The organism is Labrys sp. 22185 (genome assembly GCF_052045555.1).
GTDB classification, from domain to species: Bacteria; Pseudomonadota; Alphaproteobacteria; order Rhizobiales; family Labraceae; genus Labrys; species Labrys neptuniae.
On sequence record NZ_JBQEPH010000070.1, the window covers coordinates 1 to 10,813 of the forward strand.

General features: G+C 62.5%; 9 protein-coding genes. 3 read left to right on the forward strand and 6 right to left on the reverse strand.

Going from position 1 to position 10,813, the window contains the following annotated elements:
- The first annotated feature begins 3 nt into the window (after positions 1–3).
- Positions 4–603 carry a nitroreductase family protein gene (locus tag ACTJKX_RS36960; protein ID WP_394308241.1) on the forward strand — a complete coding sequence of 200 codons (600 nt, stop codon included), beginning with the start codon at positions 4–6 and terminating at the stop codon, positions 601–603.
- A gap of 112 nt (positions 604–715) precedes the next feature.
- On the opposite strand, the gene ACTJKX_RS36965 is transcribed toward ACTJKX_RS36960, so the two are convergent.
- The 4 genes from ACTJKX_RS36965 to ACTJKX_RS36980 form a co-directional block, all read right to left on the reverse strand.
- Entirely contained in the window at positions 716–1,891 is a 1,176-nt protein-coding gene (locus tag ACTJKX_RS36965) for a CaiB/BaiF CoA transferase family protein (protein ID WP_440728368.1), read from the reverse strand.
- Positions 1,892–1,934: 43 nt separating this feature from the next.
- The gene (locus ACTJKX_RS36970; RefSeq protein WP_440728369.1) at positions 1,935–3,329 is read right to left on the reverse strand and encodes an amidase; all 1,395 of its coding nucleotides are present in this window, start codon (positions 3,327–3,329) and stop codon (positions 1,935–1,937) included.
- Between the two features lie 108 nt (positions 3,330–3,437).
- On the reverse strand, positions 3,438–4,901 hold the full coding sequence (locus tag ACTJKX_RS36975; RefSeq protein WP_440728370.1) for a cryptochrome/photolyase family protein: 1,464 nt from the start codon (positions 4,899–4,901) through the stop codon (positions 3,438–3,440).
- A gap of 32 nt (positions 4,902–4,933) precedes the next feature.
- On the reverse strand, positions 4,934–6,220 hold the full coding sequence (locus ACTJKX_RS36980) for a 3-phosphoshikimate 1-carboxyvinyltransferase (RefSeq protein ID WP_311935281.1): 1,287 nt from the start codon (positions 6,218–6,220) through the stop codon (positions 4,934–4,936).
- Between the two features lie 417 nt (positions 6,221–6,637).
- On the opposite strand from ACTJKX_RS36980, the gene ACTJKX_RS36985 reads away from it, so the two are divergent.
- Both ACTJKX_RS36985 and ACTJKX_RS36990 read left to right on the forward strand, forming a co-directional pair.
- Positions 6,638–7,873 (forward strand): TCR/Tet family MFS transporter, encoded by a 1,236-nt coding sequence (locus ACTJKX_RS36985; protein WP_394308235.1) that lies wholly within the window; start codon positions 6,638–6,640, stop codon positions 7,871–7,873.
- A 146-nt stretch (positions 7,874–8,019) separates the two neighbouring features.
- On the forward strand, positions 8,020–8,460 hold the full coding sequence (locus tag ACTJKX_RS36990) for a lysozyme inhibitor LprI family protein (RefSeq protein WP_440728371.1): 441 nt from the start codon (positions 8,020–8,022) through the stop codon (positions 8,458–8,460).
- A gap of 51 nt (positions 8,461–8,511) precedes the next feature.
- Here the strand turns inward: ACTJKX_RS36990 and ACTJKX_RS36995 are convergent, their stop codons facing one another.
- Together ACTJKX_RS36995 and ACTJKX_RS37000 are read right to left on the reverse strand one after the other, a co-directional pair.
- Complete coding sequence (locus ACTJKX_RS36995) at positions 8,512–9,312, reverse strand: alpha/beta fold hydrolase (protein ID WP_440728372.1); 801 nt, start codon at positions 9,310–9,312, stop codon at positions 8,512–8,514.
- Positions 9,313–9,453: 141 nt separating this feature from the next.
- Positions 9,454–10,644 (reverse strand): class I SAM-dependent methyltransferase, encoded by a 1,191-nt coding sequence (locus ACTJKX_RS37000; RefSeq protein ID WP_440728373.1) that lies wholly within the window; start codon positions 10,642–10,644, stop codon positions 9,454–9,456.
- Between the last annotated feature and the right edge of the window lie 169 nt (positions 10,645–10,813).

Below are 10,813 nucleotides of genomic sequence, written 5' to 3' on the forward strand. Positions count from 1 at the left end.
CTCATGTCCAAGACCTTTATCGATCATATCAAGACCCGCCGCACGCAATATGCCCTGGGCAAGACGCTGCCCAAGAGCGAGGAAGAGATCAGCAGATTGATCCAGGACGTGATCAAGCATGTCCCGTCCTCCTTCAATTCGCAGAGTTCGCGCGCCGTGATCCTGTTCGGCAAACAGAGCGACAAATTCTGGCATCTGACCAAGGAAATCCTGCGCAAGATCGTGCCCGCCGACAGCTTCGCCTCGACCGAGGCCAAGATGGATTCCTTCGCCGCCGGCGCCGGCACCGTGCTGTTCTTCGAGGATCAGGACGTGGTGAAGAGCCTGCAGGAGCAGTTCCCGCTCTATGCCGACGCCTTCCCGGCCTTCTCCGAGCAGTCCGGCGGCATGGCGCAGTTCGCCGTGTGGACGGCCCTGGCCGAGCACGGCATCGGCGCCAGCCTGCAGCACTATGCCCCGCTGGTCGACGAGGCCGTGCAGAAGGAATGGCATGTGCCCAAGTCCTGGAAGCTGCGCGCCCAGATGCCCTTCGGCTCCAACGAGCAGCCCTTCCCCGAGAAGAGCTTCATGAACGACAATGATCGCTTCAAGGTCTACGCCTGAAGACACAAGGATTGGTGCTGGTCCCGGACTGGTCCGACCCATGGAAAAGGCCGCTCCAGCAGCGGCCTTTTTGATTCATGCATCATGATTGGAATTGGTGCAGAACCAGTCCCTACTCCTTCGGCAGGTCCGGGCTCGCTGTCCTCGCCACCATCGGTTCGCCGTCGATCAGGATGGGCGTGCGTACGGACGGAATGGAGCCGCCCTTCACGCCGGGATGCGGCAGGTCGACGATCATGCCGCGATGGGAAGCCTGGGGATCGTGCAGGGCGTCGGCGACCGAATTGATCGGTCCGGCCGGCACGCCGACCTTTTCCAGAGATGCCAGCAGATCCGCCCTCGTCCGCCGCCCGGTCAATCCGGCGATCAGGGCCGCCAGGGTATCGCGGTTGCGCACCCGGTCCTTGTTGGTGAGATAATCGGGATGAGCGGCGGTATCCTGGATGTTGAGCACGCCGCAAAGCTTGACGAACTGGCTGTCATTGCCGCAGGCGATGATGATGTGCCCGTCGCTGGCGGGAAAGACCTGATAGGGCACGATATTGGGATGGGCATTGCCCATGCGCGTGGGGCTCTTGCCGGAAGCGAGATAGTTCATCGCCTGGTTGGCGAGCACCGCGAGCTGCACGTCGAACAGCGACATGTCGACATGCCCGCCCAGCCCCGTCATCTCGCGGCGGCGCAAAGCCGCCTGCACGCCGACCACGGCATAGACTCCCGTGAAGACATCCGCGAAGGCGACACCGATCTTCTGCGGTTCCCCGTTCGGATCGCCGGTCAGGTCCATGATGCCGCCCATGCCCTGGATCATGAAGTCATAGCCCGCCCTGGCGGCATATGGACCATCCTGTCCAAATCCAGTGACCGAGCAGGTCACCACACGGGGATTGATCGCCTTCAGGCTTTCATGGTCGAGGCCGTATTTCTTCAGGCCCCCGACCTTGAAATTCTCGAGCACGACATCGGCCTCGCGCACGAGCGCCCGGACCTGATCGGCCCCTTCAGCCGTCTCGAAATTGAGGGCGACCGAGCGCTTGCCGCGATTGCAGGAATGGAAATAGGCAGCGCCCAGATTCTCGCCATCCTCCGCGGTGATGAAGGGAGGTCCCCAGGTCCTGGTATCGTCGCCCTGCCCCGGCCGCTCCACCTTGATGACCTCGGCACCGAGATCGGCGAGCAGCTGTCCGGCCCAGGGCCCCGCCAGGATGCGGGCGAGTTCGAGCACGCGCACGCCATGCAGCGGCTTGGGCGGATTGTGGGCGGGAAGGTCCGACAGAGGTGTCCACATGATGGCTTGCAGGGCTTTCTTGAAGGATGTGTTCTGGAACGTGTCAGGCGGCGGACGGGAAAGCCGGAGGCCTGAGCCCCTCGACCCATTTGGCCAGCGCCAGCACGCCGCGATCGTCATGGCGATGACCGACGATCTGCACGCCGGCCGGCATGCCGCTGGCGCCGAGACCCATCGGCACGGAAATGACGGGGCATGAACTGGTCAGGTTGAAATGGCCTGTCATGTCGACAGACTTGAAACGACCGTCGGGCAGGATTTCGTCACGCTCGCGCCGGGCCGGATCGGCAAAAGGTGCAGTCGTGCAGGTGGTGGGGCACAGCAGGGCATCGTACCCCTTGAGCACATCGGCAAAGGCCCGCCACAGAGCGGTACGCCGGTGCTCGATGGCCCGCAGCTTGACGGCATCGAGCTTGCGACCGGCCTCGATCAGCGCGACCACGTTCGGATCGAGGTCGCCGCGATGCTGTTCGAGGAGGTGGCCGACATCGCCCGCAAAGCAATAGGCCCACAGATCCTCCCAATCGAGGACCGACTGCACGCTGAACGGCGTCTTCACCCAGGTGATCTCGGCACCGCACCGGGCAAGATCGTCGATCAGGCGATGGAAGAGGTCGGCGACCTCATCCGAGATCGCATGGGTGTCGAGATCGAGCGACACGGCAAGACGCGGCCGGGCCGGCGCCGATGCGACAGGAAAAGTCGGCGGCAGGGCTGGCAGCGACAGGGCATCCGCGTCATCCGGCCCCTCGCTGACGGCGAGGAACAGGGCGGCATCGTCGACGCAACGCGCCAGCGGTCCGAAATGGGCGAGCGTGTCATATTGCGTGCGCAAGATATCCATCGGAATGCGGCCGAAGCTCGGCTTCAATCCGACTACGCCGCACAGAGAAGCGGGAATGCGCACCGAGCCGCCCATGTCGGTGCCTTCGGCCAGCATCACGCAGCCGGCGGCGACCGCCGCCCCCGAGCCGCCGGACGAGCCGCCTGCACTGAGTTCGGTATTCCAGGGATTGCGGGTGATGCCCCACAGCGGGCTCTGGGTATTGCCGGAATAGGCGAATTCCGGCGTGGTGGTATGGCCGACGATCACGGCACCGGCCGCCTTCAGCCGGCGCACGATCACCGGATCGTGCTCGGCGACATGGTCGCGGAACACCTTCGAGCCGAAGGTCGTCAGCTTGCCGGCGATCGGCGTGAAATCCTTGATACCAACAGGCACGCCGCACAGGGCCAGTGCCGCCCGTTCGGCCAGGGGCAGAGCATCGATGCGGGCGGCCTGCTCGCGTGCCTCATCGGCATAGATCTCGGTGAAGCAATTGATCCTCGGCTGCGCCAGGGTCGATCGCGCCAGGCTCGCTTCGACGGCTTCGAGCGCGGATGCCTTGCCGTTCCTGATCGCCTCGGCCAAGGCGACCGCGCTGTTCAACTCCGTCATGGCTCCCCCCTCAGACTCAGCGGGCCTCAACCTAGCGGCAAGAACGCGGTCGCGGTAGGGGCTGCGACGTCACTGCAGATCGTGGTTCCGGCTTCGGTCATACAAGCCCTAGCTGCGCAGCGAGCGCCATGCCGCCAACGCCCTTTCGCGAGCGATCTTGTGATCGACGATCGGAAAGGGATAGGTCTTGCCGAGGTGAATGCCGGCGGCGGTGAGCTGCGTGGACGAGGCGGTCCAAGGCCGATGAACGAAGGGAGCGGCCAGGCGCTCGAGTTCCGGCAGCCACCTCTTCACGAAGGTACCGTCAGGATCGAACTTCTCGCCCTGGGTCACGGGATTGAAGATGCGAAAATAGGGCGCGGCATCGGCGCCCGATCCGGCGACCCATTGCCAGCTCGCCGGATTGTTGGCCGGATCGGCATCGACCAGAGTTTCCCAGAACCAGCGCTCCCCCTCCCGCCAGTCGATCAGCAGATGCTTGACCAGGAAGGAGGCCACGATCATGCGGGCACGGTTGTGCATCCACCCGGTTGCCCACAACTGGCGCATGGCGGCGTCGACGACGGGATAGCCGGTCATGCCCTTTTTCCAGGCGCCGAGATCCTCGTGGCCCCGACGCCAGGGCATCGCGTCGAAATCCGGCTGCAGATTGCGCTCATGCAAGGACGGACAGTGGTAGAGAAGGGAATAGGAAAACTCCCGCCAACCGAGTTCCGACCGGAACTTCTCGGCATCGCGATCGCCGGCCGCCATGCCACGATGCTGCAGGGCCGACAGGGCATGCCAAAGTTGCCGCGCGGATACATTGCCGGCGTGCAGATAGGGCGAAAGCCGCGACGTCGTCCTGGCGTCGAGACGATCGCGATTGTCGGCATAGCCGGCGAGATCCTCGTCGAGAAAGTCCTGCAGGCAGGCGAGGCCCGCCGCCTCGCCGCGCGTCCAGTCGGCGCGCATCGCCACGGCCCAATCGGGGCGCTGGGGATCGGGCTCGAGACCGGTTGGATAGCTGAAGTGCTGGGCAGCCTCTTCCGGAAGCGGCGCAAAGGCGCATGCGGGCGGTGCCGGCAAGGGAGGTTCGACGGTTCTTTGCTGGAAAGCCCGCCAAAAGGCCCCGAAGACGCGATAGGGTTCACCCGATTGAGAGGAAATCGTCCAGGGTTCGCTCAGGAGCGAACCATTGAAGCTATGCGCGTCGACGCCGCGGGCCCGCAGGTCCGCTTTGATCCGCGTATCGATGTCCCGACCGGCCGGATCATAGCGCCTGTTCCAGTAGACGGCGCCGGCATCGATCTTGTCGACAGCCGTTCTCAAAACCTCCCCGGCTGCGCCGGCAAGGACGTGCAACTGTCCGCCTCTTGCACGAAGGTCCGCATCCAGCGCCGCAAGCGAGCCGTGCAGCCACCAGAGAGCCGCGCCTTCAGGCCGCCGTCCTTCGCCCGCTGGTTCGTGGATATAGAGGCAGATCACGGGAAAGCCGGTCTGGCAGGCGGCATGCAAGGCAGGATTGTCGCGCAGGCGAAGATCGTCGCGAAACCAGACGATGGCGGGCTTGAGCACGGAGGAAGTCGTCATCGTCACGCCATTGCCCCCGCTTCAGCCTGCTTTCACGCGCGGCCTTCCTCCAATTGCACCCCGAGCGAGGCCAGCGCCTGCCAGTAGCCGGGATAGGTCTTGGCGACACAGCCCGGATCCTGGATGGAAATGCCGTGGATCTTCAGCCCCGCCAGGGCGAAGCTCATGGCAATGCGATGATCGGCATAGCTGTCGATCGAGGCAGGCAATGTCTGGCCCGCGAGCCCAGGATCGGAGGCGACGATGAGGTCGTCGCCCTCCTCGCGGGCGAGATCGGGACGGATGCGGGTCAGGCCGTCGGCCAGCGCGGCCACCCGGTCGCATTCCTTGACGCGCAGATTGGCGATGCCGGTGAAGCGCACCGGCGTCTGGTTAAAGGCGGCGAGAACGGCCAGCGTCGGCACGGCATCCTGCATCTGCGAGCCGTCGATCACCGGCGGCAGATGCGGGTAGGCCGCGATCAGCGCATGGGCTTTGGCGTCCGGCTGGGTAAAGGCTTCGGCAGGTACGCCGAGGTCGATGGCGCCCCCCGTCAACACCTCGGCGGCCCACAGATAGGTCGCAGCGGAGGCGTCCGGCTCGATCAGATAGTCGGTGGCGCGATAGCCCGTCGGCGACACGCGCCAGGTCCGGGCATCAGGCCGCTCGATCTCCGCCCCGAAAGCCCGCATGGTGGCCAGTGTCAGGTCGATATAGCCACGGGCGCCGATCTCCTCGCCTTCCTTGCCGCCCGCCAGCACGATGTCGACCGGCTCCTTGCCGCAGGCGGCGGCCATCAGCAGGGCGGACACATATTGGCTCGACAGTCCCGCGTCGATCTCGACCCGCCCTGCCCCGAAACTGCCCTTGCCATGTACGGTGACCGGCGGGCAGCCTGTCGGCGCCTCCGCCGCGATGCCGAGGGTACCGAGGGCCGTGACCAGCGGCGCGATCGGGCGCTTGCGCATATGGGCATCGCCATCCACCACGACATCGCCGTCGACCAGGGCTGCCGCGGCGGCGAGGAAGCGAGTGGCCGTCCCGGCATTGCCGAGGAAAAGGGGCGCTGCCGGCTTGGTCAGACGGCCGGAGCTCGTGACGGTGAAACTGGTTGCATCGGGCTCCTCGACGGTGACCCCCATGGCCTGCAGCGCCACGGCCATGTAGCGGGTATCGTCGCTCTTGAGCGCGCCGGTCAGGCGGCTGGTTCCCTTGGCGAGTGCCGCCACCAGCAGGGCCCGGTTGGTAATCGACTTGGAGCCCGGCGGCACCACGCGCCCGCGCAGCGGGTGATCCGGCGGAATCACCGTGGTCAGATCTCCGCTCCAATCCGTCGACATCCTCTATTCCTTCATTCCAAGCGCAAAGGGCGTTTAAACGGAAACGTCTTTTTGCTCTAGATCTTTGTTTCCAAGCCAATCCGACGGATTGGCCAGAGCGTCTTTGCGATTCTTGGCGATTCCGCCAAATCACAAAACGCTCTTGCCCCGCCGCAGCGGGCAGACAGATGCAATCGCGCCCTCTCTACGATTGTTGCGCGGTTGCGCCAAGTAGGAACCAACACCCGGCCGGTCGACCCCGGCGATTGCGCGGTTTGCCCACCGACGGGTAGAAGGTCAGTTCCGACTTGATCGGGTCCCTGCCGATTCCACGATGCGGCGGAACAGCCGAGTACGACAGCCGCATTTGGATTTCCCCGCGTGTTCGGTCGCAACCGGCGAAACCGAATTGCGGCTCTCGCTGAGATAGGCATCATCATGAGCCAAGCCAAGACGATCGAAACCCGGACCAGCCCCCACGCCCTCACCTTCGTGCTGATCACGGTGCTGATCGACATGATCGGCCTTGGCATCATCATTCCCGTGCTGCCACGCCTGATCGAGGGGGTCGCCCATGTCGACATTGCCCGGGCTTCGGTAATCGGCGGCTGGCTGTTCGTGGCCTATTCGGCCATGCAGTTTCTATTCGGCCCGATCCTCGGCAATCTTTCCGATGCGTATGGGCGGCGGCCAGTGCTGCTGCTTTCCATCGGGGGCCTCGGCATCGACTATCTGCTGACCGCCTTCGCCCCGACCATCGCCTGGCTCTTCCTCGGACGGCTGATCGCCGGCATTTGCGGAGCGTCCTACAGCGCGGCGAATGCCTTCATCGCCGACATCACCAGGCCCGAGGAGCGTGCCAAGGCTTTCGGCATGATCGGCGCGGCCTTCGGTGTGGGCTTCGCACTGGGCCCGGCGCTGGGAGGATTGCTCGCCGGGCTGGGTCCGCGTGCCCCCTTCTTCGCTGCGGCAGCCCTGTCGCTTGCCAACCTCGTCTATGGTTATTTCGTGCTGCCGGAGACATTGCCGCCCGAAAAGCGCCGCCCCTTCGCGCTGTCCCGCGCCAACCCGCTCGGCACCCTGATCGCCTTCCGCCACCATCCCTTCCTGCTCGGTGCCGGCCTGGTGCTGTTCCTGCATTTCCTGGCCAACAATGTCTACCCGGCCATCTGGGCCTACTACACCATCTACCGCTATGGCTGGAGCGAGTTTGATGTCGGCCTGTCGCTGGCGGCCTTCGGCGTGATCACCGGCATCGTACAGGGCGGCCTGGTCGGCGCCATCATCCGGCATCTCGGCGAATGGCGCACCGCCGCGATCTGCCTGGCGCTCGAGGCGGTGGTGCTGGTCGCCTATGGCCTGGCCAACAGGGGCTGGATGATCTACGCGCTGCTGGGCTTTTCAAGCCTCGCCGGCATCGCCATGCCTGCCATCAACGCGATGATGTCCCATCAGGTCGACGACGATGCGCAGGGCGAGTTGCAGGGCGCGATCTCCGGCCTGATGGGCATCACCGCCATTCTGAGCCCTGCCATGGCGACGCAGCTTTTCGGCGTGTTCGCTGGCAAGGAGGCAGTGATCGAACTGCCCGGCGCGCCCTTCTTCGCGGCCGCCATCATCGCAGCGCTCGCTTTGCTGGCCTTCTTCGCCGTGCCGGACAGGAAAAAATCATGATGGCAGGACTTCCCTGCCTTCCACGGTCTCTCCACTCGCAGAAAAACAAAAGAAAAAGAAGCAGGCACCCAAGTTTTGGCAACGATTAGCATTGAAAGAAAGGCGCCGATAAGCGAGTTTTCTCCCGTCAATTGCAGGAGACGGACATGCGCCATGCCATTGCGCGGCTTGCGACAATTCTAGCACTTGCGGCTTTCATTCCACTTTCGGCCGCCCAGGCCGATGATGCCTGCTACAAGAAGGCCCAAAGCCAGGCAGAGCTCACGGATTGCTCCGCAAAGGATCTCAAAGCGGTCGATGACAATCTGAACAAGCTCTACAGGCAGATGGAAGCGCGCCTGAAGGGCGACGACGACACCAAGAAGCTGCTCATCGATGCCCAGAAGAAATGGGTCGCGTTTCGCGATTCCGAATGCACCCTGTCGACGGTACGCTCGGCCGGCGGCAGCATCAACCCGATGAACTTCAACACCTGCGCCGCCGGCCTGACAAAGAGCCGCGTCAAGGATTTCCAGACTTATCTGAGTTGCGGCAAGCAATCCGGTGAACAGGATTCCGACGACTGCGCGATCCCGCCGGCGCAGTGACAGGTCTTCGACAACATCAAGATCAAGCCCGATAAGGCGGGGCTGTTCCCTTCAGGCGCGTATCGCGCCTGAAGCGCCCTCTGGCGTCGGCTCGCTCCCACTCTCACCACCTACCCCGATATCGAGCCTGGCGCGAATTGCGCGAGCCCCTTCGGGAGCGTGTTCATAGACGACGCTGTTATGGTTTCCGGCTGTCCAGATCATCTCCAAGCCGTGGCGATCGGCGAAGGCCTGCATGTGGCTGCCCCGAATGTCACCCCTGCCGCACCAAAGCAGCAATGGTATGCGGATCGACGCCAGCGTCTGGGCCAACCCGTCCAACTCGGCGAGCGCATCCCAGCTCGCCCGCAAGCCCGGCTCATCCTCGGGCCTTACCCACGAGACCAGATCAGGCACCATCGCCTGCGCCAGTTCGAGTACCTGGTCGAAATGCAGCGATCCCTCGAAGCCGGGCGGAAAGGCGGCGGCAACACCCTTGACCGGGTCCCAGCCACCCAGCGTCAGGGATCGCAGCCGATGAGGGCATTGCCGTGCGATGCCGGCCCCCGTCCAGGCCCCCATCGAGTGGCCGATGACATCGGCTGTCTCGAAGCCGAGCGCATCCATGACGGCGACGACCCTGCCCGCCTGTTCCTTCAGGCGATAGGCTGCAGGATCCGCTGGCTTGTCGCTCTGGCCGTGGCCGAGTGCGTCGATCAAGGCCACCGTGCGGTCACGGGTGAACACCTCGGCAAAGCCGCCATCGAGCCAGCATTGCGAACCGAGCAGGTGCCCGTGCAGCAGTACGACAAGCGGGCCGGAACCGACCGTCCGGTAAAAGGTACGATGACCATTATGGGCGATGAAAGGCATGGCAGATGTCTTTAAGCAGAGAACGGCGCGGAATTTGTCATACCCGGGCAGGTTTTGACCGAGATAGACATTTATTAACTGTGGAGATTTGAGACCGTTTTACAACCTATTTCGCCACAGATCAGAAGCGTTCCGATTGGGTTACTTGCGCTGCGTCTTTCTATAAAACACTCGGCATAGTCGGATAAGCATCCTCACAGGCTTCTTTTCGTACATTGAAGGGCTCTTCGCCCAAAGACGATAGAAGCGTGAATCGGCAAATTCCTGGAGATTGCCGGCCATCAATTCTGAATTGTCAGAAGAGGCGCGAAGCAAGGTCGATTTCCAATTTTGAAGTTTTGTTAGTTCTTCTCGCGTCTTTGCAAGATCTTTTGCATAATATTGAGCCTTCTGGCGCTGAAGATGCAACTCGCCGTCCAGAAACGATACGCGTGTAGTTAAGGTGCTGATCGTCTTGGCATTTTCCTCTTTTTGTGTGTGATGAGCGGCTATATGCTCCTTAAGCGCTTCGGATATCTCAGCAAGTTGACGCCATGGTGAAACGAAGCTCGATGGCGTCTGCGCCGCAACGGAGGCAGATTGTTCAATAGTACCGCCCCACACCCCCAAATAATAGGTGCAGGACTGTGCCGAAATCTCAATTTGGTCCTGGCTCGGACCAAGCATAGCAAGCCCGAGCTCTACCTGCGTAGCGAGGGCTCCTGGATCGGTGTGCCCCTCGAATGCCTGACTATTGCCAAGTAAGATGTTGGCATGCCCGCTCACGGGGGCGCCAACAAGCCACTGCGCGGGGCCGAGATATTTCTCTGTCAGACTACGGAAACTCTCGAACGAATAACGTCGGTCGTGATGAGGGTTCTTTAAGTCGGGATCGTGCGTTGCGTCCTCATTGGGGCAACTCAACACCACCATAGCACCGGCTTTCAAGAAGTGAAGCAGCTGCTGGAGGAATAGTTCCGGTTCGGGCAAATGCTCAATCGTCTCGAAGGACACGACGAGATCGAAATCAACATCACCGTTCAAACACTCTGAGAGTTTTTGAACGTCACCAACTCGAAAATCGACGGAATCCGTCCCATAGAGTTTTTTTGCTATGGCCACGGCCTCATTCGAAAGATCTATGCCCAGGACTCTTTGAGCACCCCATGTCTCAATCAGTTTCGAGCCATATCCTTCACCGCAAGCGACATCGAGAACGCGGCGGCCCTTACAGATCGAATGCACAGCCGCATAGCGGCTGACATGCTCAGAGGCCGTGAATGCGTGGTAGCGGTCTTCCCCTTCAACCAAATGAAGGCGCTCCTTGGCTTCGAGATCTAAATGCTCGGCCATACTTTTCTCCCAACTCACGAAGCGCTAACTTGATCGGCCGGTTCACGGTCGAAGAAGGTCGCTCGAATATTTCTTAAATAGGCATTTGGGCTTCGTTCCGCGGCAATCATGTCTCGGCCATTTCGTCCCTTTGCCCTTCCTTCTGCGAAATGTTCGTAGAAGTCTCGGA